General features: G+C 65.3%; 27 protein-coding genes and 1 other RNA gene. 20 read left to right on the forward strand and 8 right to left on the reverse strand.

All coding sequences use genetic code 11. The features are described from left to right. Window positions 1-12 precede the first annotated feature (12 nt). From BR78_RS0115455 to BR78_RS21810, 3 genes are read right to left on the reverse strand one after another with little or no spacing between them, the layout of a single operon-like run. Window positions 13-903 carry a hypothetical protein gene (locus BR78_RS0115455; protein WP_029936988.1) on the reverse strand — a complete coding sequence of 297 codons (891 nt, stop codon included), beginning with the start codon at window positions 901-903 and terminating at the stop codon, window positions 13-15. After that, window positions 891-1,841, reverse strand: coding sequence for a hypothetical protein (locus tag BR78_RS21040; RefSeq protein ID WP_029936989.1), 951 nt, complete (start codon window positions 1,839-1,841; stop codon window positions 891-893). Before BR78_RS21040 ends, BR78_RS0115455 begins: the two co-directional genes overlap by 13 nt. 5 nt (window positions 1,842-1,846) lie before the next feature. Beyond that, window positions 1,847-1,999: a hypothetical protein gene (locus BR78_RS21810; RefSeq protein WP_156022337.1), complete on the reverse strand. Its 153-nt coding sequence runs from the start codon at window positions 1,997-1,999 to the stop codon at window positions 1,847-1,849. Between the two features lie 127 nt (window positions 2,000-2,126). Between BR78_RS21810 and BR78_RS0115470 the strand changes: the two genes are divergently transcribed. Next, complete coding sequence (locus tag BR78_RS0115470) at window positions 2,127-2,576, forward strand: PaaI family thioesterase (protein WP_029936990.1); 450 nt, start codon at window positions 2,127-2,129, stop codon at window positions 2,574-2,576. Next, on the forward strand, window positions 2,570-2,944 hold the full coding sequence (locus tag BR78_RS0115475) for a PaaI family thioesterase (protein WP_029936991.1): 375 nt from the start codon (window positions 2,570-2,572) through the stop codon (window positions 2,942-2,944). Before BR78_RS0115470 ends, BR78_RS0115475 begins: the two co-directional genes overlap by 7 nt. A gap of 1 nt (window position 2,945) precedes the next feature. Here BR78_RS0115475 and BR78_RS0115480 read toward each other — a convergent pair whose 3' ends face one another. Further along, a complete protein-coding gene (locus BR78_RS0115480) occupies window positions 2,946-4,079 on the reverse strand; it encodes a PQQ-dependent sugar dehydrogenase (protein WP_029936992.1) in 1,134 nt (377 codons plus the stop codon). A gap of 212 nt (window positions 4,080-4,291) precedes the next feature. On the opposite strand from BR78_RS0115480, the gene BR78_RS0115485 reads away from it, so the two are divergent. The 7 genes from BR78_RS0115485 to rbfA all read left to right on the forward strand — a co-directional run bounded on the left by BR78_RS0115485 (window position 4,292) and on the right by rbfA (window position 12,868). Next, entirely contained in the window at window positions 4,292-6,130 is a 1,839-nt protein-coding gene (locus BR78_RS0115485; RefSeq protein WP_197021387.1) for an alpha/beta hydrolase family protein, read from the forward strand. Window positions 6,131-6,257: 127 nt separating this feature from the next. Continuing rightward, on the forward strand, window positions 6,258-6,806 hold the full coding sequence (rimP, locus tag BR78_RS0115490; protein WP_029936994.1) for a ribosome maturation protein RimP: 549 nt from the start codon (window positions 6,258-6,260) through the stop codon (window positions 6,804-6,806). Next, window positions 6,806-8,434, forward strand: a complete 1,629-nt coding sequence (gene nusA / locus BR78_RS0115495) for a transcription termination factor NusA (RefSeq protein WP_029936995.1) — start codon at window positions 6,806-6,808, stop codon at window positions 8,432-8,434. The genes rimP and nusA overlap by 1 nt, the downstream gene beginning before the upstream one ends. 61 nt (window positions 8,435-8,495) lie before the next feature. Continuing rightward, window positions 8,496-9,188 (forward strand): DUF448 domain-containing protein, encoded by a 693-nt coding sequence (locus BR78_RS0115500; protein WP_037566772.1) that lies wholly within the window; start codon window positions 8,496-8,498, stop codon window positions 9,186-9,188. 8 nt (window positions 9,189-9,196) lie between these two features. Continuing rightward, entirely contained in the window at window positions 9,197-11,890 is a 2,694-nt protein-coding gene (gene infB, locus BR78_RS0115505; RefSeq protein ID WP_029936997.1) for a translation initiation factor IF-2, read from the forward strand. A 154-nt stretch (window positions 11,891-12,044) separates the two neighbouring features. Next, window positions 12,045-12,464, forward strand: a complete 420-nt coding sequence (locus BR78_RS0115515) for a PaaI family thioesterase (RefSeq protein WP_029936998.1) — start codon at window positions 12,045-12,047, stop codon at window positions 12,462-12,464. 8 nt (window positions 12,465-12,472) lie between these two features. Further along, complete coding sequence (gene rbfA / locus BR78_RS0115520; RefSeq protein WP_029936999.1) at window positions 12,473-12,868, forward strand: 30S ribosome-binding factor RbfA; 396 nt, start codon at window positions 12,473-12,475, stop codon at window positions 12,866-12,868. Between the two features lie 9 nt (window positions 12,869-12,877). On the opposite strand, the gene BR78_RS0115525 is transcribed toward rbfA, so the two are convergent. Then, the gene (locus tag BR78_RS0115525; RefSeq protein ID WP_197021388.1) at window positions 12,878-13,297 is read right to left on the reverse strand and encodes a GNAT family N-acetyltransferase; all 420 of its coding nucleotides are present in this window, start codon (window positions 13,295-13,297) and stop codon (window positions 12,878-12,880) included. A 66-nt stretch (window positions 13,298-13,363) separates the two neighbouring features. Between BR78_RS0115525 and BR78_RS0115530 the strand changes: the two genes are divergently transcribed. The 5 genes from BR78_RS0115530 to BR78_RS21410 all read left to right on the forward strand — a co-directional run bounded on the left by BR78_RS0115530 (window position 13,364) and on the right by BR78_RS21410 (window position 18,867). Next, window positions 13,364-13,948 (forward strand): thymidine kinase, encoded by a 585-nt coding sequence (locus BR78_RS0115530; RefSeq protein ID WP_029937001.1) that lies wholly within the window; start codon window positions 13,364-13,366, stop codon window positions 13,946-13,948. Between the two features lie 3 nt (window positions 13,949-13,951). Further along, complete coding sequence (gene truB / locus BR78_RS0115535) at window positions 13,952-14,872, forward strand: tRNA pseudouridine(55) synthase TruB (protein ID WP_029937002.1); 921 nt, start codon at window positions 13,952-13,954, stop codon at window positions 14,870-14,872. A 24-nt stretch (window positions 14,873-14,896) separates the two neighbouring features. Continuing rightward, window positions 14,897-15,166 (forward strand): 30S ribosomal protein S15, encoded by a 270-nt coding sequence (rpsO, locus tag BR78_RS0115540; RefSeq protein WP_029937003.1) that lies wholly within the window; start codon window positions 14,897-14,899, stop codon window positions 15,164-15,166. Window positions 15,167-15,418: 252 nt separating this feature from the next. After that, the gene (gene pnp / locus BR78_RS0115545; RefSeq protein WP_029937004.1) at window positions 15,419-17,794 is read left to right on the forward strand and encodes a polyribonucleotide nucleotidyltransferase; all 2,376 of its coding nucleotides are present in this window, start codon (window positions 15,419-15,421) and stop codon (window positions 17,792-17,794) included. 173 nt (window positions 17,795-17,967) lie between these two features. Then, window positions 17,968-18,867 carry a DUF2971 domain-containing protein gene (locus tag BR78_RS21410; protein ID WP_081855806.1) on the forward strand — a complete coding sequence of 300 codons (900 nt, stop codon included), beginning with the start codon at window positions 17,968-17,970 and terminating at the stop codon, window positions 18,865-18,867. A gap of 126 nt (window positions 18,868-18,993) precedes the next feature. Here BR78_RS21410 and ssrA read toward each other — a convergent pair. Next, window positions 18,994-19,339: a transfer-messenger RNA gene (ssrA, locus tag BR78_RS21415) on the reverse strand. Window positions 19,340-19,397: 58 nt separating this feature from the next. Here ssrA and BR78_RS0115555 point away from each other — a divergent pair. Then, window positions 19,398-19,829, forward strand: a complete 432-nt coding sequence (locus tag BR78_RS0115555) for an RrF2 family transcriptional regulator (protein WP_029937006.1) — start codon at window positions 19,398-19,400, stop codon at window positions 19,827-19,829. Here BR78_RS0115555 and mscL read toward each other — a convergent pair. Further along, window positions 19,826-20,260, reverse strand: coding sequence for a large conductance mechanosensitive channel protein MscL (gene mscL, locus BR78_RS0115560; protein ID WP_029937007.1), 435 nt, complete (start codon window positions 20,258-20,260; stop codon window positions 19,826-19,828). The two genes, BR78_RS0115555 and mscL, sit on opposite strands and share 4 nt — an antisense overlap. 117 nt (window positions 20,261-20,377) lie before the next feature. On the opposite strand from mscL, the gene BR78_RS0115565 reads away from it, so the two are divergent. From BR78_RS0115565 to BR78_RS0115585, 5 genes are read left to right on the forward strand one after another with little or no spacing between them, the layout of a single operon-like run. After that, a complete protein-coding gene (locus BR78_RS0115565; protein WP_029937008.1) occupies window positions 20,378-20,959 on the forward strand; it encodes a LemA family protein in 582 nt (193 codons plus the stop codon). A gap of 53 nt (window positions 20,960-21,012) precedes the next feature. Next, on the forward strand, window positions 21,013-21,462 hold the full coding sequence (locus BR78_RS20605; protein ID WP_231478274.1) for a TPM domain-containing protein: 450 nt from the start codon (window positions 21,013-21,015) through the stop codon (window positions 21,460-21,462). Further along, window positions 21,459-22,331 carry a TPM domain-containing protein gene (locus tag BR78_RS0115575; protein ID WP_029937010.1) on the forward strand — a complete coding sequence of 291 codons (873 nt, stop codon included), beginning with the start codon at window positions 21,459-21,461 and terminating at the stop codon, window positions 22,329-22,331. The genes BR78_RS20605 and BR78_RS0115575 overlap by 4 nt, the downstream gene beginning before the upstream one ends. Beyond that, the gene (locus BR78_RS0115580; RefSeq protein WP_029937011.1) at window positions 22,331-22,999 is read left to right on the forward strand and encodes a TPM domain-containing protein; all 669 of its coding nucleotides are present in this window, start codon (window positions 22,331-22,333) and stop codon (window positions 22,997-22,999) included. Before BR78_RS0115575 ends, BR78_RS0115580 begins: the two co-directional genes overlap by 1 nt. Further along, on the forward strand, window positions 22,996-23,526 hold the full coding sequence (locus tag BR78_RS0115585) for an NUDIX hydrolase (RefSeq protein WP_029937012.1): 531 nt from the start codon (window positions 22,996-22,998) through the stop codon (window positions 23,524-23,526). The genes BR78_RS0115580 and BR78_RS0115585 overlap by 4 nt, the downstream gene beginning before the upstream one ends. A 141-nt stretch (window positions 23,527-23,667) precedes the next feature. Here BR78_RS0115585 and BR78_RS0115590 read toward each other — a convergent pair whose 3' ends face one another. Then, the gene (locus BR78_RS0115590) at window positions 23,668-23,949 is read right to left on the reverse strand and encodes an ETC complex I subunit (RefSeq protein WP_029937013.1); all 282 of its coding nucleotides are present in this window, start codon (window positions 23,947-23,949) and stop codon (window positions 23,668-23,670) included. Window positions 23,950-23,956: the final 7 nt, after the last annotated feature.

A 23,956-nucleotide genomic window follows, 5' to 3' on the forward strand; every position in this document is an offset into this window, starting at 1 on the left:
GAAACATCTCCATTACGGAGCATCTCGTGTCGTCAGCCGCAGCCGGGCGTGTTCCGCGACATACCTGCCGGGCGAGGACGCCGCCGCCTCGAGCAGCGCATCCGCCCTTTCCGATCTCGCCGAGGCCAGCGCATCGAGCGCAGTCACCCGCATGCGGTCGCAGGGATGATGCCGGGCGAATTCCGCTGCCAGATCCTCGCCATTGCCGAGGTGCACCGCGACTGCCAGCAATGCCTCGGCGCTCGTGCAGGTCAGTCCTTCCGCGATCACTCCGCGGCCGATGTCGAAGCGATATTGATCGAGCCAGGGCTGGGTGGGATCGGCGCCGAGGATGTTCAGCGAGACCGAAAACGCGTCCGGCGGCAGCTGGACATGGATGTCGCGCCGCATCCGATAGAGCATCAACTTGCCCGGCTCGAGCCGCGAGCGCTCGACGAAACGCAGTCGCGCATCTTCGCCCGCTATGCCCGCGAGCCCGGCCACGTCATATTCGAAATAGTCGCTCCAATAGCCCGGTCCCAGATAGCCATAGGTCAGGAACGGGAAATTATGATCGTGCGGCAGATCGTAGAAGAATGCGGCGGCGCCGCTCGCGCGCACCACCGGATCGGTGCGTGCCGGCCAGAAATTGGCGCGCAGCACATACCGCCCATTGGGCGGACGCAGCAGGAAGACCTGCGCGCCATAGCCGTTGCCGCGATGCTGCGCCTCGCACTGTCCCTTGAGCTCGTCGATCGCCAGCTCGGCGAGGAAATCGACGTTGCGCCCGAGCCGCGCGAGCAGCGGGCCCAATGCCGCGAACTCCTCTTCGTCACGCGCATCGAACGGCGTGGAGTCCAGCGCCTCGACCAAGTCGTCGAGTTCGATCGCCCCTCCAGCGCCCGGTTCGATCAGACGGGGCATCGCGCCGCCGCCAGCCGCTGCTCGACGATCGGCAGCATGCACGCCGCCGCCGCCCGTACTTCGGCATGGGGATCGGCGCATGCCATCTCCGCCAGCCGACTCGCCGCCGCCGCCGCGTCCAGTGCCAGCCATTCGCGCATCGCCGCCCAGCGCAAATGGAATCCGGATGCATGCGTCGCCTCTTCGAAGCAGGGACTTGCGTCGGCTCTCCCCGCCACGCGGAGGAAGCGTAGCAGCATCTCGGTGCGCGAGGGGCGATCATCGGCATCGGCGATGCGGAGCAGCGCGCCGCTGTCGACGTCGTATTCGCGCATCAGCGGCGCCGCGCCGGCGCGGATCGTCGCGACCAGCGTGACGACATCGCCTTCGGCATCGCAGATCAGTCGCGCCCGTCTGCGGCCGTCCATGCGATCGACCATGCCGTCCTGCAGCCGCACCGGCGTCATCGGTGTGCAGGACGCCGCATCGGCCGCCTCGAATTGTGGTCCTATCGCTTCGGATCGCCAGCGCCGCAGCCGCGCGCCCCCCGCGCGAATCGTGCGCGTGACCGCCACCCTCCCGGTGAAGACGATCGTCCGTGGCGGCGGCAACCTTGCCATCGCCGATGCGCTGGTGATGCTCGCGGCGATCGACGCTACGGGACAGTCGAACAATATGGCTCCGGTGCGCAGCGCGTCACGATGCGCCTTGAGCGGCGGTTCGAAAAGCGGATCGGCTGCCAGCGCCTCGATCAACGGGGCGATCAGCGCCGCCGCCCAGCCCGGGTCCTCCAGCAATCGCTCGGCCCTATCCGCCGCCTTCTCCTGCGAATCCATGCAATCGGCGAAGGCAGTCGTCGCGGCCCGATACGCCGCGCCTTCGCGGCACTTCCGAATCGCGGCACCCGCTTCGGCCCGCGCCGCGACGATCGCCGCGCGAATCGCCTCGGATACGCACATGGCGCTCAACTTGGCGCCATCTCGTAGATCAGTACGGCGATCCCCACGAGCATTTCGAACAGGTCGTCGACGCTCGCGATCTCGCCGGCGCGCACCGCGCCATGCACTGCCACTCGCGTGCCCAGCTCGGCGATCTCGCCCGGATCGATCCGCACCATCTGCACTTCCCCCCTTTGAGAACGCTTCAGGCTAGCTCGGGGGAACGCGGTGGCGCACGTTACAAGCGTGTAATGTCGACATCCGGCATGGTTTGCGCGGACCGATTCGCCGCGCTAGGGCGGCGGCATGACCGACAGCGAGACGCCTCCGGCGCGCGGCTTCGATCCCAGGCTGTTGTTCGGCGGTCGCTTCGGCGGACACGGTGGCCGGCTCGGGATCGTCTATCACGATCACGGCGACGACTGGGCCGAGCTCGCGCTTCCCTATCATGCCGATCTGGTCGGCGACGAAGCGTCCGGGATCATTGCCTCCGGGCCGATCCTCGCGTTGATGGACATGGCGACCAGCGTAGGCGTCTGGCTCAAGCTCGATGCGTTCAAGGGTCACGCCACGCTCGATCTGCGCATCGATTATCTGCGTCCGGCGCGGCCCGGCCATACCGTTATCGGCCGCGGCGAATGCTATCGGATCACGCGCTCGATCGCGTTCGTCCGCGGGCAGGCGCATGACGGCGACCCGAACGATCCGCTCGCGCACGTCGCAGGCACCTTCATGGCAGTGGAGGGCTATTGGTGATTCCCTATGCCGAATTGCTGGGGCTGAGCGTCGAGCCGGGCGAGACCGCCCCGACCCTCGTCATGCCCTTCGTCATCGACGTGATCGGGCGCCCGGGCTTCCTCCATGGCGGCGCGATCGGCGGGCTGCTCGAAATGGCGGCGGTCGGCGCGCTCAAGCAGGCGCTGGAAGCCGAGGGCGGCGCCCGGATCAAGCCGATCAACCTCACGGTCGATTATATGCGCGGCGGCCGCGACAAGCCGACGCGCGCCCGCGGCACGGTGACCCGGCTCGGTACCCGCGTCGCCAATGTCGAGGCTGTGGCGTGGCAGGACGAGCCCGATCGTCCGATCGCCGCCGCGCGGATGAATTATCTGATCGTGCGCTAGCTCAGTTCGCAGTCAGCTTGAGCAGGCGCCCCTGCGAATCGCCGCCATCCTCGAGCAGCCAGATCGCGCCGTCGGGGCCTTGCTCGACTTCGCGGATGCGTGCGCCCATCGGCCATTGATCGCCCTTCCGCGCGTTCGTGCCGTCGACGTCGATGCGCACCAGCGACTGGCTCGAAAGGCCGCCGATGAACAGATCGCCCTGCCATTGCGGAAACATCTTGCCCGAATAGACGATCAGCCCGCCGGGGCTGATCACCGGATTCCACCACACTTTCGGTGCCTCGAAACCGTCGCCAGGGCGGTGATCGGGGATGTCGCGGCCGTCATAATGGTCGCCGTTCGACACTTTGGGATAGCCATAGTTCCTGCCCGGCAGGATCAGATTGACTTCGTCGCCGCCCTTGGGGCCCATCTCCTGCTCCCAGAGATTGCCGGCGCTATCGAAGGCGATGCCGAGCAGGTTGCGGTGGCCGTAGGACCAGATTGCCGGGTGAAAGCCCTTTGCCGCCAGCGGATTGCCAGGTGCCGGCTTGCCCTCGAGCGTCAGCCGCAGCACCTTGCCTAAAGTCGCTTTCGGATCCTGCGCCGGGTCGAATTTCTGGCGTTCGCCGTTGGTGAAGAACAGGTATTTGCTGTCCGGCGAGAAGGCGATGCGGCCTGAATAATGGCCATTGCCCGAAACGAACGGCGTGGCGCGGAAAAGCTCGGTGATTCCGAGCAGCGTTGGTTGCGCGCCCCGGTCGCTCGCCAATTCGCCGCGCACCAGCACGACGCCTTTGCCGCCTTCGCCCGCAGCCGAATAGCTCAGATAGACATGCTTGCTGCTCGCGAAATCGGGCGCGAGGACGACGTCCATCAAGCCACCCTGTCCAGCCGAATCGACCGGGAACGTCGCGACCGTCTGACGCTTTTGGCCGTCGGGAGATACGAGCAGCAGCGTTCCCGCTTTCTCGGTCACCAGCAATCGTCCATCGGGCAGGAAGGTCATCGCCCAAGGCGCATCGAAATCGGCGACCGGCGTCACTTTGAACGGCAGTCCCGCCGCCGCGGGCGTTTTGTCCTGCGCCACCGCATCGGATTGGGGATTGCACGCGGCGAGCAGCGCCGCCGGAAGAAGCACGCGGAGGCTGGGCATGGTCTCACCTGAACGCTGTTTGGACACGCGACGCTCATTCCCTGCTTGCGCCCCGCCGTCCAGATGCAACGCGCGCTCATTCCGCTTGCGTATCAATAAGTTGCGTAAAAGTCCCCGGTTGCGCAATTTTCTTCTGTCAGACATGATCGCCGCGTTGAGCGTGGGGCAAGTGAATGTTCGGACGATATGTTTGCGCGGCGATACTGTGTGCCTTGTCTGCAAGTCCGGCGTGGGCGCAATCGGTCGTGCCCGCCGCGGCCAGCTATTTCGCCCGTCCCACGATCGAGGACGCGGCGCTCTCGCCTGACGGGCGCCGGGTGGCGGCGCGGACCTTGATCGATGGACGGCCCAGACTCGCCGTCTTCGATATGTCCGGCGCCGTTCCCTCCGTGCGTCCCATAGCCTTGCCCGAGGAGCAGCGACTCGAATGGCATCGCTGGCTTGGTCCCGATCGCCTGCTCGTCAGTCTGCTTCTCGAACGGGAGAAAGAGACGCGCCTCGTCCGGATCGACATCGCGGCCGGCAAGCTCACGCAACTCGGCCCGGCGCGCGCGGTCGAATCCGGCAATGAGATCCTTCATGTCTCGCCCGATGGCGGGTTCCTGCTGCTCAGCGCGGCGGTTTCCGGCCGCCCCACACCGGGCGTGTACCGCGTCAATCTAACCACCGGTGCGACAATGCTCGAAGTCGCGCCACAGGATCATGTCTGGGATTGGTACGCCGATTCGGCGGGCGTGATTCGGGCGGGCATGGCGCAGGACGGCAAAAAGTCGTGGATGCTCTATCGCAAGCATGAGCATGACCGTTTCAGCCGCTCCGCGCGCGGCGCAGGCGCTGGCGGCTCCGGGATCGACCGTCTGGTGCCCGTCCGCGGCACCGATCGCGGCTATGCGCTGGCGCAGACGCCCGCCGGCCGGGTCGGCCTCTACGCCTATGATTTCCCCGCCGGTCAGCTCGGCGCCTTGCTCTACGAGGATGCGCAAGTCGATCTCGATGGCTTCCAGACCGATCCCGACGGCCGCCTGCTCGGCGTCGAATATTCGGCCGATCGCCCGGAGACGCGCTGGTTCGACCCCTATATGGCGGCGCGGCAGGTGCAGATCGACGCCACGCTTCCCGGCCGCGCCAATCGCGTGATTTCGACGACCGCCGACCGCAGCCGCTCGCTGGTCTTCAGCGAAGCGGCCGGCGATCCCGGCGCCTTCTATGTCTATGGCGACGGCGGGGCGAAGCTGGTCGCCGCCGTCAGCCCGGGCCTGACCGGCAAGCGCGCTTCGGAGATGCGGACGGTGCACTACTATGCTCGCGACGGGCTCGAAATCAGCGGTTACCTCACGCTTCCCGCCGGGCGCGCCGCGCTCGGCCTGCCGCTGATCGTGATGCCGCATGGCGGCCCGTTCGCGCGCGACAGCTGGGGCTATGATCCCTGGGTCCAATATCTCGCCGATCGCGGCTATGCCGTGCTCCAGCCCAATTATCGCGGCTCGACGGGCTTCGGCCGCGGCTTCGTCGGCAAGGGCGACGGCGAATGGGGCCGCGGCATGCAGGACGATGTCGACGACGGCGTCGATTGGCTCACCGCCCGGGGAATTGCCGATCCGGGCCGCGTCTGCATCATGGGCGCTTCCTATGGCGGCTATGCAGCGATGTGGGCCGCGGCCCGGAACGATTCGCGTTATCGCTGTGCCGTGAGCTTCGCCGGCATTTCCGATGTCGCTGCCCAGCTCGCTTACGACCACAAGACCTTCGAGGAGCGCGACTATCGCAACTGGAAGCGCCGCATCCAGGGCCGCGCCTCCTCGCTCGATACGCTTTCACCGATCGCGCGCGTCGCGGCAGTGCGGATGCCGATCCTGATCGCGCACGGCACGGCCGACGAAACCGTGCCGCCCGATCAGTCGATCCGCCTTCACGAGGCGCTCAGCCGCCTCGGCCGCGCACACGATTATGTCGCCTATCGGGGCCAGGGCCATACGCTGCAGGGCCCGATCGACAACGCCGATTTCCTCGAGCGGGTCGGCAGATTCCTCGCGGTGCACAACCCCGCCTAGTCCCACTTGCCTGCCGGGCGGCGAGCGCGTATATCGCACTTGCTTTCTCGACATCGTCAAACGTGCCGAGGTCGGGGCCCGCAGGGCTCCGGCGCTGAAGCTGCTTATCTGATTGCCCGGAGAACCCATGGCGGACATCGCCGCACTGACCAGCCTGATCGAACCCGAAGCCAAGGCGCTCGGGCTGGCGCTCGTGCGCGTGAAGATGTTCGGCGGCCAGTCGGATCCGACGCTGCAGGTGATGGCCGAGCGCCCCGATACGCGCCAGCTGACGATCGAGGATTGCGCCGATCTCTCGCGCCGCATCTCGGATCGGCTGGACGAACTCGAGGCCGCCGGCCGCGATCCGATCGATCATGCCTATCGGCTCGAAGTCAGCTCGCCGGGGATCGATCGCCCGCTCACGCGCCTCCAGGATTTCGAGGACTGGAAGGGCCACGAAGCGCGGATCAATCTCGTCGAGCCGACCGAGGATGGCCGCAAGCAGCTGACCGGCGTGCTGCTCGGCGCCGAGGCCGACCAGGTCAGCATCGACGTGCAGAAATACAAGCAGGTCACGGTGCCGTTCGCCAAGGTGGCGGACGCCAAATTGCTGATGACCGACGCACTCATCGCCGCAACCGCGCCGCTCTCGTCAGAGGGCGCAGACGAATTCGAAGCAGAGGAACAAGACTGATGGCCACTGCCATTACCGCCAACCGCGCCGAGCTGATCGCGATCGCCGATTCGGTGGCCAAGGAAAAGCTGATCGACAAGGCGATCGTGATCGAGGCGATGGAAGACGCGATCCAGCGCGCCGCCAAGAATCGCTACGGCAGCGAGAACGACATCCGCGCCAAGCTCGATCCGGTCACTGGCGATCTCCGGCTGTGGCGCGTCGTCGAAGTGGTCGAGGCAGTCGACGATTATTTCAAGCAGGTCGATCTCAAGGGCGCGCAGAAGCTCCAGAAGGACGCGAAAATCGGCGATTTCATCGTCGATCCGCTGCCTCCGATCGAATTCGGCCGCATCCAGGCGCAAGCCAGCAAGCAAATCATCTTCCAGAAGGTCCGCGACGCCGAGCGCGAGCGCCAGTTCGAGGAATTCAAGGACCGCATGGGTGAGATCATCACCGGCGTGGTCAAGCGCGTCGAGTTCGGCCACGTCGTCGTCGATCTCGGCCGCGCCGAGGGCGTGATCCGCCGCGACGCGCAGATTCCGCGCGAAGTCGTTCGCGTCGGCGACCGTGTCCGCTCGCTGATCCTCAACGTCCGCCGCGAGAACCGGGGCCCGCAGATCTTCCTCAGCCGCGCGCACCCCGACTTCATGAAGAAGCTGTTCGCGCAGGAAGTCCCCGAAATCTACGACGGCATCATCGAGATCAAGGCCGCCGCGCGCGATCCGGGCAGCCGCGCCAAGATCGGCGTGATCAGCCACGATTCGAGCATCGACCCGGTCGGCGCCTGTGTCGGCATGAAGGGCAGCCGCGTCCAGGCGGTGGTCCAGGAAATGCAGGGCGAGAAGATCGACATCATCCCCTGGTCGCCCGACACCGCGACCTTCGTCGTCAACGCGCTCCAGCCGGCCAATGTCAGCCGCGTCGTGATCGACGAAGAGGATGACCGCATCGAAGTCGTCGTCCCCGACGATCAGCTCAGCCTCGCGATCGGCCGCCGCGGCCAGAATGTCCGCCTGGCTTCGCAGCTCACCGCCAAGGCGATCGACATTCTCACCGAGGCCGATGCCAGCGAGAAGCGCCAGAAGGAATTCGTCCAGAATAGCGAGCTGTTCCAGAACGAGCTCGACGTCGACGAGACGCTCGCGCAGCTGCTGGTCGCGGAAGGCTTCGGCAGCCTCGAGGAAGTCGCCTATGTCGAGCTCAACGAGATCGCCGGGATCGAGGGTTTCGACGAAGAACTCGGTCAGGAGCTGCAGAGCCGCGCGCAGGAAGCGCTCGATCGCCGCGAGGAAGCCAATCGCTTGGCCCGTCGCGAGCTCGGCGTCGAGGACGATCTCGCGACCATGCCGTATCTGACCGAAGCGATGCTGGTCACGCTCGGCAAGGCGGGCATCAAGACGCTCGACGATCTGGCCGACCTCGCCACCGACGAGTTGGTCCAGAAGAAGCGTCAGGAGCCGCGTCGCCGCGCCGAGAACGCCAAGTCGTCGGAACGCGCCGAGGACAAGGGCGGAATTCTCGCCGAATACGGCCTCAGCGACGAGCAGGGCAACGAGATCATCATGGCTGCCCGCGCGCACTGGTTCGCGGACGAAGAGCCGGCTCCGGCCGGTGCGGAGGACGCTGTTGCGGACTCCGAGCAATGATAAAGCTGGCGTAACGGCCAAGCCTGACTCCTCCTTTGCCCCCGGGCAAGGGAGCGAGCCGGTGCGCACCTGCATCCTGTCGCGCGAGGAATCCCCGCGCGAGGGGCTCATCCGTCTCGCGCTCTCGCCCGATGGCGACGTGCTTCCCGATGTCCGCGCCAAGGCTCCCGGCCGTGGCGCGTGGATCGGTGTCGCGCGCGCCGAGCTCGAAGCCGCGCAAGCCAAGGGCAAGCTCCGAGGCGCGCTCTCGCGTGCCTTCAAGACGCAGGATCTCCGTATCCCCGACGATCTCGGTGAGCGGATCGAGACGCAGCTGCAGCGCAACGTGCTCGATCGGCTGGGGCTCGAAGCCAAGGCCGGCCATGTCACGATCGGCGGCGAGCGGCTCGACAAGGCGGCGCGCTCGGGCAAGCTGCACCTGCTGCTGCACGCGTCGGACGCGGGCGAGGACGGAGCGGGCAAGCTCGCCCAGGCATGGCGCGTCGGCTCGGACATGGAAGGAAGCGGGCGCAAGGGGTTAACATTGCCGATCCCGCGCACCATATTGTCCTTGGCGCTGGGCCGCGAAAATGTGGTACATGCAGGCCTGACAGATCCCAGGGCGGCCAGGCGGGTGAGCGAAGCGCTCGACCGGTGGCTGCACTTTATCGGACCCGAACCCACTCCCCGCCCTTGCGAAACAGGCTCGCAAGGCGCATCCGCGTTCCCGCCGGGCGGGTCGCAGAACACGACGAACTCGACTGAAGGACTTTGAGCACGCGCATGAGCGATACCGATAACGAAAAGCCGAAACTGGGCATGCGTCAGCCGCTGGGGCTCAAGCGCACCGTCGAGACGGGCAAAGTGCAGCAGAGCTTCAGCCATGGCCGCAAGAATACGGTGGTGGTCGAGGTCAAGCGCCGCCGCGTCCTCGGTCCGCACGGCGTTCCGCAGGAAGAGCAGACGCCAGCGCCCGAGCCCGTCGCCGCAGCCCCCGCACCGCAGGCGCCGCAGCCCGCAGCTCCCGCACCGCGTCCGCCGGTCTCGAACGAATCGGCGCAGGAGCGTCAGGCGCGCCTGCTGCGCGAGGCCGACGAACAGCGCATGAACGCGCTCGAGGAAGCCCGCCGCCGCGAAGAGCGCGAGCGTGCCGAGGCGGTCGAGGCCGAAGCGCGCCGCGCCGAGGAACGCGCGCGCGCCGCTGCCGAAGCCGCGAATGCGCCCAAGGTTGAGGCCAAGGCCGCACCCGAGCCGGTTGCCGCCCCTGAGGCCGCTCCGGCACCGGCACCGGCGCCGACCCCCGAGCCTGCGCCGGCTCCCGCGCCCCAGCCGGTCGAGATCCAGCTCGATCCCAGCCGGCCCGCGCCGCGTCGTTTCACGCCGGTGCAACGTCCCGAAATCCCCAAGCCGCAGCCCAAGCCCGAGCCGCAGCCGCAGGAGCGTCCCGCGGCCGCAGCGCCCGCCGCGTCGACAGGGTCGGCCGCGCCGCGCACCGCGCCTTCGGCCGGCGGCCTCGCGCCGCGACGTCCCGCCGAACCGGCACGTCCGCAGCAGCGCGACCGCAAGGCCGATGACCGCCGCCAGTCGGGCAAGCTCACGGTCAATCGAGCGCTCGGCGACAATGACGGCGCCCGCGCCCGCTCGCTCGCCGCGCTCAAGCGCGCGCGTGAGAAAGAGCATCGCCGTTCCTATGGCGGCGCGCGCGAGCCGCAGGCCAAGCAGGTCCGCGACGTCGTAGTGCCCGAGGCGATCACCGTGCAGGAACTCGCCAACCGTATGGCCGAAAAGGGCAGCGACCTAGTGAAGGCGCTGTTCAAGATGGGCATGCCCGTCACGATCACCCAGACGATCGATCAGGATACCGCCGAATTGCTCGTCACCGAGTTCGGCCACAATATCGTGCGCGTTTCGGATGCCGATATCGATCTGGCTGCCGACACGGTCGAGGATGCCGAGGATACGCTGCAGACGCGTCCCCCGGTCGTCACGATCATGGGCCACGTCGATCACGGCAAGACGTCGCTGCTCGATGCCCTGCGCGGCACCGATGTGGTGAAGGGCGAGGCCGGCGGCATCACCCAGCATATCGGCGCCTATCAGGTCACGCTGAAGGACAAGTCGAAGATCACCTTCCTCGACACGCCTGGCCACGAAGCCTTTACCGAGATGCGCGCGCGCGGCGCCAACGTCACCGACATCGTCGTGCTGGTGGTGGCCGCGAATGACGGATTGATGCCGCAGACGATCGAGGCGATCAATCACACCAAGGCGGCCGGCGTGCCGATGATCGTGGCGATCAACAAGGTCGACCTCGATTCGGCGAACCCTCAGCGCGTGCGCGAGCGCCTGCTCGAGCATGAAGTGATGGTCGAGGAGATGGGCGGCGAGGTCCAGGACGTCGAGGTCTCGGCACTCAAGAAAACCGGGCTCGATCAGCTGATCGAGAAGATCCAGCTCCAGGCCGAATTGCTCGAATTGCGCGCCAATCCGGATCGCGAGGCCGAAGGCACCGTGATCGAGGCCAAGCTCGACAAGGGCCGTGGTCCGGTCGCGACCGTGCTCGTCAGCCGCGGCACGCTCAAGGTCGGCGACGTGTTCGTCGTCGGCGCCGAGAGCGGCAAGGTTCGCGCTCTGGTCGACGACAAGGGCCGTCAGGTCAAGGAAGCCGGGCCGTCGATGCCGGTCGAGATTCTCGGCCTGTCGGGCGTGCCGATGGCGGGCGATCCGCTCCAAGTCGTCGAGAACGAGGCGCGGGCCCGCGAAGTCGCGGAATATCGCGCCGGTGTGATCCAGCAGAAGCGCACCACCAATGCCCCGGCCAGCCTCGAGAGCATGTTCTCGGCGCTCAAGGAAAAGCAGGCGATGGAATATCCGCTGGTCGTCAAGGCGGACACCCAGGGCACCGTCGAGGCGATCGTCGCGGCGATCAACAAGATCTCGACCGACGACATCAAGGCGCGCGTGCTGCATGCCGGGGTGGGGGGCATCACCGAGAGCGACGTCAACGCCGCCGCGGCCTCGGGCGCGCCGATCATCGGCTTCAACGTCCGTCCGAACGCCAAGGCACGCGAGATCGCCGATCGTCACAAGGTCGCGTTCAAATATTATGACGTGATCTACGAGCTGACCGACGAGATCCGCGCCGGCATGGCCGGCCAGCTCGGGCCGGAAGCGTTCGAAACCGTCGTCGGCCGCGCCGAGATCAAGGAAGTGTTCAGCGCGGGCAAGCACGGCAAGGCGGCGGGTCTGCTCGTCACCGAAGGCGCGATCCGCAAGGCGCTCAAGGCGCGCATCACCCGGGACGATGTCATCATCTACCAGGGCGAGATCGCGTCGCTGCGCCGCTTCAAGGACGACGTCCCCGAAGTGCGCGCGGGTCTCGAATGCGGTGTCACGTTCTCGCAGAACTTCACCGACATCAAGGCGGGCGACTATCTCGAGACCTTCGAAGTCGAGATGCGCGAGCGCACGCTGTAATGCCGGAAAGCCGGGGGAGACGACGGAAGTCATCGCCTCCGGCACCGCGCCGGCGAAGCTGGTGGCGTAGGGCGTTGTTCTCGGCGGCGGATGGTGCGAGCATCGGCTGCCTGCCGCTGTTCTTGTGCTTCGCCTTGCCGGTCTGGCTGCTGCGATGAGTTCGATCTTCGACGATTTCCCGTCGCCCTCGTCGGCCCGGCTGCTCGGCTGGGAGATGAAGGCGTTCGACGCGGACAGGAAGACGATCGAGATCGGCTTCGTCGCCGATGATCGCTTCCTAAATCCGGCGGGCACGGTGCAGGGCGGTTTCCTGGCGGCCATGCTCGACGATACGCAGGGCCCGGCGCTCTACGCCGCCGCCGAAGGCGCGGTCTATGCGCCGACGATCGACTTCCATGTCGTTTGCCTGAAGCCCGCCCGTCCGGGGCGCTTCACCGGCAAAGGCAGGGTGGTCAGCCTCGGCAAGACCATTGCGGTCACCGAAGCCGAATTGTTTGACGAAGGCGGCATCCTCGTCGCCCGCGGCACCTTCACGGGCCGCGTCATGGAAGGCGCGATGGCGCGTCGGGACTGAACCGGAATATGAAGCACAACCAGCCTGAAGAACGCTCCGTCCGCCTGCTCCGCGTGGGCGAGCAGGTGCGGCATGTCCTTTCGGAAATCCTCCAGCGCGGCGACGTGCATGACGAGACGCTGGCGAGCCACATGGTCTCGATCACCGAAGTCCGCATGTCCCCCGATCTGCGCCACGCCACTGTCTTCGTGAAGCCTTTGCTCGGCAAGGACGAGGAGGTCGTGATCAAGGCACTGCGCACCAACACCGCCTATCTCCAGCGCGAGGTCGCGCACCGCGTGAAGATGAAATATGCGGCCAAGCTCAAATTCCTCGCCGACGAGAGCTTCGACGAGGGCACGCATATCGATCAGCTGCTGCGCGCTCCCAAGGTGGCGCAGGATCTGGACGATAGCGATAGCTGAACGGCGCGCTTACAGATCGAACTGGTACATCACGATCGGTTTGGCCTCCGCCCAGCGCTTGTACAGCGCGCGCGCGGCGAGATTGTCGGGTTCCGTGCCGAGCCAGCATTCCTCGCACCCCGCCGCGCGCCCGATCGCCAGCATCGCCTCGACCATTCGTCCGGCGATGCCTTGCCGCAAATGGCTGCTCGTGACCCCGACTTCGTCGATATAAAGCTCGGGCGGCTTGTCGGGGTGGCGATGGATCACGGCGGCGACCTGGCCGACGACCAGCGCGCCGTCGCGCGCGAGCACCATCAGATGATCGGGCGCGCGCAGATAGAGGGACAGGCGTTCGGGATCGATCGCTTCGTCGAACACGTCGGCCGCGATATTGGTGAACCAATCCGCGTGCTCGGGGCCGACGCGATCCACGGTGATATCCTTCACGACTCTCTCCTGCGGCATGGGTCTCGCCATGCTGGTCCGGTCCCGGAAATTGGGCAATAAGCCGCCATGGCCAAGCTCTATTTCTATTATGCCTCGATGAATGCGGGGAAATCGACCACCCTGCTCCAGGCCGATTTCAATTATCGCGAGCGCGGCATGCGCACCTTGCTGTTCACCGCGGGCGTGCATGATCGCGGCGGCAAGGGGGTGATCGATTCGCGGCTCGGCATCAGCGCCACTGCGATACCCTTCGCAACCGAAACCGACCTCCAGCAGATCGCGCAGGACGCGCATTTCGAAGCGCCGCTCGCCTGCGTGCTGGTGGACGAGGCGCAGTTTCTCTCGGCCGTGCAGGTCCGTCAGCTCGCCGCCTTGTGCGACGAGGACGACGTCCCGGTGCTCGCTTATGGTCTGCGCACCGATTTCCAGGGAAAGCTGTTCGAAGGTTCGGCCGAGCTCCTCGCGCTGGCGGACTCGCTCGTCGAGATAAAGTCGGTCTGCGAATGCGGCCGCAAGGCGACGATGAATCTGCGCGTCGACGATTCGGGCCGGGCGGTGCGGCAGGGCGAGCAGAAGCAGATCGGCGGCAACGAACGCTATGTCGCCTTGTGCCGGCGGCATTTCATGCAACGCACCAGAATACCGGGCTGATCGGTGCACGGCTGGATCATCCTCGACAAGCCTCTCGGGCTCGGCTCCACGCAAGGCGTGAGCGCAGTGAAGCGCGCGCTGCGCGAAGCCGGCTATGGCCCAAAGAAAAAGGATATGCCCAAGGTCGGGCATGGCGGGACCCTCGATCCGCTCGCCACCGGCGTGCTGCCGATCGCGATCGGCGAGGCGACCAAGCTCGCCGGGCGGATGCTAGACAGCGACAAAGCCTATGAGTTCACCATCGGGTTCGGCGTGCAGACCGACACGCTCGATGCCGAGGGTGTCGAGATTGCGCGATCCGATGTGCGCCCGACGGCGCGGGACATCGCTGCGGTCCTGCCGCACTTCACCGGGCCCATCGCGCAGATTCCGCCCGCTTATTCGGCGCTCAAGGTCGATGGCGAGCGTGCCTATGATCTGGCCCGCGCTGGCGAGGAAGTGACGCTTGCGAGCCGCAACGTCGTCATCCAGGCGCTCGATTTCGCTGAAAGCGGGAACGGGCCGCTCGAGGCGGCCACGTTCACCGCGCATGTCTCCAAGGGCACCTATATCCGCTCACTCGCGCGCGACATCGCGCTCGCATTGGGCACGGTCGGCCACGTCACGATGCTCCGCCGCACCAAGGCTGGCCCCTTCACGCTCGATTCCGCGATTTCGCTGGACAAACTGGCCGATGCCGCTAAGGCCCGCACGCTTGAACACCTTCTCCTGCCATTGAGGGCGGGGCTGGACGACATCCCGGCTCTATCCCTCACTCCCGACCAGGCAGGGCTGCTCCGACAGGGGCAGGTTCTGGCCGGGATCGCCGCTGATGCCCCTGACTTGAGGGATGGCCAATATTTCGCGCTGCTGGAGGAAACTCCCGTCGCGCTGGTGGAGGCTCAGTCCGGACTCGTCCGGGTCGTCCGCGGGTTCAACCTGTAAAGTGATGTCGTAGGAAAAAGACACATGACGATTTCGCAAGAGCGCAAGGATGTGCTCGTCAAGGAACATGGCCGCGAAAAGGGCGACACTGGCAGCCCCGAAGTGCAGATTGCGATCCTCACCGAGCGCATCGTCAACCTGACCGAGCACTTCAAGACCCACGCGAAGGACAATCACTCGCGCCGCGGTCTTCTGCTGATGGTCAACAAGCGCCGCAGCCTCCTCGACTATCTCAAGAAGAAGGACGAGGGTCGCTACGCAGACCTCATCGCGAAGCTCGGTCTTCGCAAGTGACGCAATCGTTCGGCCCGCTTCGGCGGGCCGTTTACGTATTGCGTCATCCCCGCTTGGGGTTCCCAGCAAAGTAGTACTTTGCTGGGGCCCGATGGCGGGGATCCAGGGTTTCAGGCGATTCGCTTGTGACCCTGGGCTCCTGCCTCCGCAGGAGCACAAAGGAGAAGGGCAATCCGGCCTCTCTCCACGAGCCAGGAACGGCTCGACTAATAGGCCCCTCGCGCATCGGGCGCGGGGAGTGAAGGAAATAAAATGTTCGACATGAAGAAAGTGGAGATCGAGTGGGGCGGCAAGACGCTCACGCTCGAAACGGGCCGCGTTGCCCGCCAGGCCGACGGCGCGGTGCTCGCGACGTTGGGTGAAACCGTCGTGCTCTGCGCCGTCACGGCCGCGCGCTCGGTCAAGGAAGGGCAGGATTTCTTCCCGCTCACCGTCCATTATCAGGAGAAGTATTCGGCCGCGGGACGCATCCCCGGCGGCTTCTTCAAGCGCGAGCGTGGCGCGACCGAGAAGGAGACTCTCACGAGCCGCCTGATCGACCGTCCGATCCGCCCGCTTTTCCCCGAGGGTTTCTACAACGAGATCAACGTCATCGCCCAGGTGCTGAGCTATGACGGCGAGAACGAGCCCGACATCCTCGCGATGGTCGCCGCTTCGGCAGCGCTCACCATCTCGGGCGTGCCCTTCATGGGCCCGATCGGCGCCGCGCGCGTCGGCTATGTCGACGGCGAGTACGTCCTCAACCCGACGCTCGATCAGGTCAAGGAAGGCGATCTCGATCTCGTCGTCGCCGCCACCGGCGAAGCCGTGATGATGGTCGAATCCGAAGCCAAGGAGCTTTCGGAGGAAGTGATGCTGGGCGCCGTCCAGTTCGCGCACAAGGCGTGCCGCCAGGCCGTCAACGCGATCATCGACCTCGCCGAGCAGGCCGCCAAGGATCCGTGGGAAATGGCCGCCCAGGCCGATCTCTCGGCCGCCAAGGACAAGCTCAAGAAGCTCGTCGGCAAGGACATCGCAGCCGCCTACAAGCTGACCAACAAGTCGGCCCGCTCGAGCGCGCTCAACGAAGCCCGTGCCAAGGCCAAGGAAGCTTTCGCCGACGCCGCGCCGCAGGACCAGATGGCTGCCGGCAAGCTGATGAAGAAGCTGGAGGCGGAGATCGTCCGCGGCGCCATCCTCAAGGACGGCACCCGCATCGACGGCCGCACCACCACCCAGATCCGTCCGATCGAGGCAATGGTGCACTTCCTGCCCCGCGCGCACGGCTCGGCGCTGTTCACGCGTGGCGAGACCCAGTCGATCTGCACCACCACGCTCGGCACCCGCGACGCCGAGCAGATGATCGACGGTCTGAACGGGCTCAACTACGAGCACTTCATGCTGCACTATAACTTCCCGCCTTACTCGGTCGGCGAAGTGGGCCGCTTCGGCGCCCCGGGCCGTCGCGAAGTCGGCCACGGCAAGCTCGCCTGGCGCGCGCTGCACCCGGTGCTGCCGACCAAGGAAGAGTTCCCCTACACGATCCGCGTCCTCTCCGACATCACCGAGTCCAACGGCTCGTCGTCGATGGCGACGGTGTGCGGCGGCTCGCTCAGCCTGATGGACGCCGGCGTGCCGCTCAAGCGCCCGGTCTCGGGCATCGCGATGGGCCTGATCCTCGAGGGCAAGGACTTCGCCGTCCTCAGCGACATCCTCGGCGACGAGGATCATCTCGGCGACATGGACTTCAAGGTCGCGGGCACGTCCGAAGGCATCACCACGATGCAGATGGACATCAAGATCGCCGGCATCACCGAAGAGATCATGCGCGTCGCGCTGAACCAGGCCAAGGAAGGCCGCGCGCACATCCTCGGCGAAATGGCCAAGGCGCTCGATCACACCCGTGAGGAGCTCTCGGCGCACGCACCGCGCATCGAGACGCTGACGATCGACAAGTCGAAGATCCGCGACGTGATCGGTACCGGCGGCAAGGTGATCCGCGAGATCGTCGCCACCACCGGCGCCAAGGTCGACATCGACGACGAAGGCGTGATCAAGGTCTCGTCGAGCGACCACAGCCAGATCGAGGCGGCGATCGCCTGGATCAAGGGCATCGTCGAAGAGGCAGAGGTCGGCAAGATCTACAACGGCAAGGTCGTCAACCTCGTCGATTTCGGCGCCTTCGTGAACTTCATGGGCGGCAAGGACGGTCTCGTCCACGTCTCGGAGATCAAGAACGAGCGCGTCGAGAAGGTCTCGGACGTCCTGAGCGAAGGCCAGGAAGTCAAGGTCAAGGTCCTCGAGATCGATCCGCGCGGCAAGGTTCGCCTGTCGATGCGCGTCGTCGATCAGGAGACCGGCGAAGAGCTGGAAGACACCCGTCCGGCCCGCGAGCCCCGCGAAGGCGGCGATCGCGGCCCGCGCGGTGATCGCGGCGATCGTGGCGACCGCCAGCGCGGCGGTGGCCGTGGTGGCGATCGTGACCGTGGCCCGCGTCGTGAAGGCGGCGGAGATCGTGGTCCGCGCGGCGAAGGCCGTGGCGATCGTGACGGTGGGCGCGGCCCGCGCCGCGAACGTTCGGAAGGCGGCGAGGACAAAGGCGGCGAGGACATCGGCCTGCCCGCGTTCCTGACCGGCGACCGCGACTAAAAACCGGCGAAAGTTCGGAGGGGATGAAGGGGCTCGCGGAAACGCGGGCCCCTTTTTCTTTGGTGTATCTCCGCCGCGGGGCCCCTGTGCATAGCGCGACTGCGTCGCTTGGCCTTACCTGACGAAGCGATTGACGTCTTGCACGGAAGATTTTCTGTGCGATCATCCCCGTCATGACAACGAATCAATTTGAACATGTTGCGAGAAGCTGGATCGCAAAAGCTCTCTATACCAATCCTGTCGACGTTCCGGATGTACTCTATCATTATACTGATGCATCTGGTCTAGTTGGAATGCTACAGAGCGGTGTCGTATGGGCGACAGATCTACGTTTTCTGAATGATCGACAGGAACAGCGCCACTTTTGCGGGGCATCTCGTTCTTATGTTGAGACGGTGCTGTCGAACGATAGTGCTTCGGAAGCCGCGAAGAAGCTTTGTATAGAAATACTAAAATACCACCTTATTTCGTCGAATGATCATCGATTTGTTTTTTCTTTGTCAGCGGATTCCGATGATCTGAGCCAATGGAGAGGGTACGGGCGCGACGGACGCGGCTACACTGTCGGCCTCAACGGGCCTCTGATTTTCAAGACGGCTGAGCCAGATGACGCTCAGTTCGGATTTGCTAAGGTGGAATATCTCCACGAACGTCAGTCTGGCGTGATATCAAAGATATTCGATGACATCCTCATAGAGCTTATCAAGAAGACTTCAAACGGCATAGATGAAAATTTGATAGAGGATGCCGCTAGATGGTATGACTACGCTATAGAAAACTGCTCTGCTCTAAATAAGCACAAATCATTTGTAAGAGAGGGGGAGTGGAGGGTGATATCTGTTATCAGTGAGGATGAGAAAGATCACATAAAGGTTCGGTCATCAGGTGATAGGTTGGTCCCATATCTCGATTTATACTTGGCGGGTGAGGCTGAGAAATTGCCCGTGATGAGCATCGGTATCGGACCGGGATTCGCTGAATCGGACGAGAGACATGCGGTGGAGGCGCTCTGCAGGCAGCATGGCTATGCCCCGGAAATCTACTTTGCCGATACGCCTTACCGTCGCACGTGAACGGATAAGCGAGCAGGCGGGCTTGGCTGTATGAGCGGGGCGCGCGCAACACTCCCGACCGTCCAGCATGGGAAGCGGGATTAGTGGAAGTGGGGAGCTTCTGTTGCCCGGTGCTCCCCGTACCGCTGGATTCCCCTTCTGTTGCCCGGTGGGGTCCAACCGCGCATTTTGGAATAACCTTGGGCCGTTAGGCCGTAGGGTTACGCCGCAATAGCGAGTGCTTCGTTATCGTTGGCACTTGTGTAATGGACCGTCACAGTGGCCCACGCTGAGAGATAGATAGCGCTTTTCAACACACGTCGATCCTGGTTCGGCCCCGTCAGAAACGGTGTCCAGTACACCACCATTTATGGTGGAGCCGCCGGGTACTGCCCCCGGGTCCGCTGTGCCTATTGCACGCCTTCGTTTATCCCCATAGCCGGGCGAACCCGGCACGACCCATATAGGGTGCTCTTTGCTTAATGAAAAGGTCAGGTTGGCACCCCTAAGGGGTTCACATAGAGGCAATCACTTGGCATGAAGGGTGCATCATGTTGACGCAGCGTTCCCGTTACGCGCTTCGAGCGATGCTTTTCCTCACGCAGCAGCAGTCCGCCACCGGGCCCGTGCCGATGAATCGCATCGCGACCGAAGCCAATGTGCCGAGGAAGTTTCTCGAGCTCATCCTCGCCGATCTGCGCGAGGCGGGATTCCTGCTGTCGACACGCGGCAAGATGGGCGGCTATCGGCTCGCCCGTCCGCCGCACCTGATCTCGCTGGGCGAGATCATCCGCGTGATCGAAGGGCCGCTCGCATTGGTACCCTGCGTCAGCCGCACCGCCTATCGCCCGTGCAACGACTGCAAGGATGAGGCGAGCTGTGCCATCCGCCACGCCATGGCGCGGGTGCGCGACGAGACCGCGCGCATCCTCGACGGCACCAGCCTCGCCGATGCCGTCGCGGAGGAGCTTGCCGCGGCCTAGACCGCGCCGCCCCGCTTCTTCAGCTCGTCACGGATCTCGCGCAGGAGCTCGACTTCCGCCGGATCGGCCGCAGCCTCCGCGCTGTTGCGCAGCACCTTGTTGGCGAAGCGCACCAGCAGGAAGATCATGAAGGCGAGGATCAGGAAGTTGATCACCACGGTGATGAACGCGCCGAAGCCGAGCAAGGGCACGCCCGCGGCCTTCAACGCGGCATAATCGGTCAGCGATCCGGTATAGCTCGCGGGCACCGCGCCCAGCTTGAGGAAATAGCTCGAGAAATCGAGCCCGCCGAAGAGCGCGCCGACCACCGGCATGATCAAATCGTCGGTCAGCGACTTGGTGATCGTGCCGAAAGCGGCACCGATGATCACGCCCACTGCGAGATCGAGCACGTTGCCGCGCGCGATGAACGTCCGGAATTCCTTCCACATGGGCACAAACCTCCTTTGCAGTCGTTCGGTATCGTTACATGTCCGATTTCGCTTTCGGGCTCCAGTGTTGCCGTCGTATAAGACACTTCTCGACAAGATCCGGAGGATCACCAGGTGATGAAGTTTCGTGCCGTTCTCGCGCTTGCTGGCGCCGCCCTGCTCTCGGCCTGCGGGCTCAACAGCGTGCCCACCGCGGAGGAGAATGCCAAGGCGCGCTGGGCTGATGTCCAGACCAACTACCAGCGCCGCGCCGATCTGATCCCCAATCTCGTCGCGACGGTGAAGGGCGCGGCCGGGTCGGAGAGCAAGATCCTCACGGACGTCGTCAATGCCCGCGCCAGGGCGACCTCGATCCAGGTCAGCGGTGACGATCTCACCGATCCGGCCAAATTGTCGGCGTTCAATCAGGCGCAGAACGGCCTGTCGCTGTCGCTCCAGCGTCTGCAGGAGGCCTATCCACAGCTTCAGAGCCAGAAGAATTTCCAGACGCTGATGGATCAGATCGAAGGCAGCGAGAACCGCATCGCCATCTCGATCCGCGATTATAATGCCGCGGTGCAGGCCTATAACACGCGCATCCGCACCTTCCCCGACGCGGTCGGCGCCAAGATCTTCTATGGCTCGAAGCCGATGACGCCCTTCCAGGCCAAGGCGGGCGCGGAGAATGCTCCGACCGTCGATTTCGGGAACGGCAGCTGATCATCCTGCGGCTCGCCTTCGCGCTTGCACTGGCAGGCTGCAGTGCAGCGCCGGTGGACCAGCCGGTAGCGTCGCAAACGGCGCTGCCGGCTTTGACGGGGCGCGTGGTGGATGATGCCGATCTGCTCGCGCCTGAACAGGAGGCGCGCCTCGCCGCGCAGTCGGCGGAACTGGAAAAGGCGACCGGGCACCAACTGGTCGTGGTCACCATACCCAGCCTGCACGGGCAGGACATCGCCACCTTCGGCGTCGATCTTGGTCGACGCTGGGGCGTGGGACGCAAGGATGTTGACGATGGCGTGCTGCTGATCGTGGCGCCCAACGAACGAAAGGCACGGATCGAAGTGGGATACGGCCTCGAAAAGGCGTTGCGTGACGAGGAGGCGGGTCGCATTCTGCGCGACGCGATCCTTCCGGCGTTCCGCGCGGGCGACATGCCCAAGGGCATCGCCGCCGGTGTCGACGGCATCATAAGCGAGATCGGGCCGGGAGCCGGCGCATGAGGTTGCTCCGGGCCCTGCTCGCCTTGCTCCTGCTGCTGCCGATGGCGGCGCAGGCGCAGCCCAATTTCCCCAAGCGCGATCGCGAACCGGTCGTCGATGCCGCCAATCTGCTCAACGATGCGCAGAAGGCGGAAATCACCAAGCTCGCCGAGGACATCAACAAGGCGACCACGCGCCAGTTCGTCGTCGCGACGATCCCCGATCTTCAGGGATATCCGATCGAAGACTATGGCTACCAGCTCGGCCGAGCCTGGGGGATCGGGCAGAAGGACGCCAATAACGGCATCCTCCTCATCGTCGCGCCCAAGGAGCGCAAGGTCCGGATCGAAGTCGGCTATGGCCTCGAGCCGATCATGACCGACGCGATGTCGAGCAGCATCATCCAGGACACGATCCTGCCGCGCTTCAAGGCCGGCGACATGCCCGGCGGCATCGTGGCGGGCGCGCAGGCGATCGGCGAACAAATGAAGCTGCCGCTGGAGGCCGCCGAAGCCAAGGCAAAGGCGCAGGCGGACAAAGCGAGCTCCACGCACCGGCAGAACCGGCGCAGCGGTGGCGGCTTTCCGATCGGATTGCTCTTCTGGGGGATCATTCTCCTCTTCGTGATCCTGCCGATGTTCGGGTTCAGCCGGTTCGGCAAGCGCCGGCGGCAGGGCCCGTGGGGCGCGCGCCGCTATCGGCGTGACGACGGCGGCGTGCTGCCGATCATCCTGTGGAGCATCGCCAGCGAAATGAGCCGCGGCAGCGGCTCGTCGGGATGGGGCGGCGGCGGTGGGGGCGACGGCGGTGGCTGGGGAGGCGGCGGTGGCGGCGGCTTCTCCGGCGGCGGTGGATCGTTCGGAGGGGGCGGCGCCTCGGGGAGCTGGTGATGCGATTGACCGAAGCCGATCATGTGCGGGTGAGCGCCGCAGTCACCGAGGCCGAACTTTCCACCGACGGCGAGATCGTCGCCGTCGTGGCGGGGCGCTCGGATGCCTATCACGATGTCGCGCTGCACTGGACGGTGCTGGCGATGCTGCTCGTGCTCGCGCTGCTCGCATGGCAGCCCGCGCCGGTCGAATGGCTCCATGCCCGGCTGATCGACGCCTGGTCGGATACGCCGCCGCGCTGGTATCTCACCTTCGCATTGGTTCTGATGGCGGTGACCTTCCTCGTCGCGCGCGTCGTCCTCGCGATCGATGCGCTCAGGATCGCGCTCACGCCCGGGGCGACCAAGTCGCGCCGCGTCAATCGGCGCGCGCTGACGCTGTTCCGAACCGCTGCGGAGAAGCGCACCAAGGCCTCCACCGGCGTGCTGCTCTATCTGTCGCTCGCCGAGCACCGTGCCGAGATCATCGCTGACGAATCGATCCATTCGAAGGTGGCCGCCGACGTGTGGGGTGAGGCGATGGCCGCGCTCATCCTTGCCGTGAGGGACGGCCGGCCCGGCGACGGTCTCGCCGAAGCCGTCGCGCAGATCGGCAAGGTGCTTGCGGAACATTTCCCGCGCAGCGAAGGCGACACCAACGAACTTCCGGACCGTCTGATCGAATTATGAGTGCACCCGAAGAGCCGGTCGAGACCGTCTGGCAAGGCAAGTGGATCGTCGCCAAACGGCAGGGCAAATGGGAGTTCGTCGCGCGTGCCCGCGGCATCGAGGCAGCGGTGATCCTGGCGATCGATGCCGACGACCATGTCCTCCTCGTCGAGCAATATCGCGTGCCGCTCGGGCGACGCTGCCTCGAGCTTCCCGCCGGGCTGATCGGCGATTCGCACGATGACGACACCGCGATGGACGCCGCGCGGCGCGAGCTCGAGGAGGAGACGGGCTATCATTGTGACCAGGCCCAGGATCTCGGCTTCTTCCACGCCTCGCCGGGGATGGTCACCGAAGGTTTCACTTTGGTCCGCGCGACCGGGCTCACCAAGGTAGGCGAAGGCGGCGGGATCGAAGGCGAGGACATCATTGTCCACCGCGTCGCGCGCCGCGACGTACCCGATTTTGTCGCCGCCAAACGCGCCGAGGGCGTGGCGATCGACGTGAAACTGCTGCTGCTGCTCGCTCAGTCGCTACTGGGCGACTAGCTCGCCATCGTCATCCACCGGGCCGCAGAGGCTTGCGGCGCGGTGGATCTCGGACTGCAAGACTTTCCAGCCGAAAACCCGGCGGTTTTCGGGGAAAGCCTAACATCCGGGATGACGGGGAAGGGCGGGCGCCTAGGCGCCCTACCGGAAATTGTCGGCGTAGGCCTGGAGCTTGAGCTTGTGCGTCGGCGCGGGAACGACGTGATAGGCATAGCCTTCCCGCTCGGCATGCGCCTTGGCGGCATCGAGGGTCGGGAAAGCGATGCGGATCTGATTGGTGGTTTCGCTGCCGCCGTTCCAGCCGGTCAGCGGATCGGCTTGCTGCGCAGTGAGCGGCTCGAGCTCGAGCAGCCATTGATCGGTGCGTGCGCGGCCGGACTGCATCGCGTTCTTCGGGCGCTGATAGATACGGGCGGTTCTCACCTGGGCC

This window comes from Sphingomonas sp. UNC305MFCol5.2 (assembly GCF_000712135.1).
GTDB lineage: Bacteria > Pseudomonadota > Alphaproteobacteria > Sphingomonadales > Sphingomonadaceae > Sphingomonas.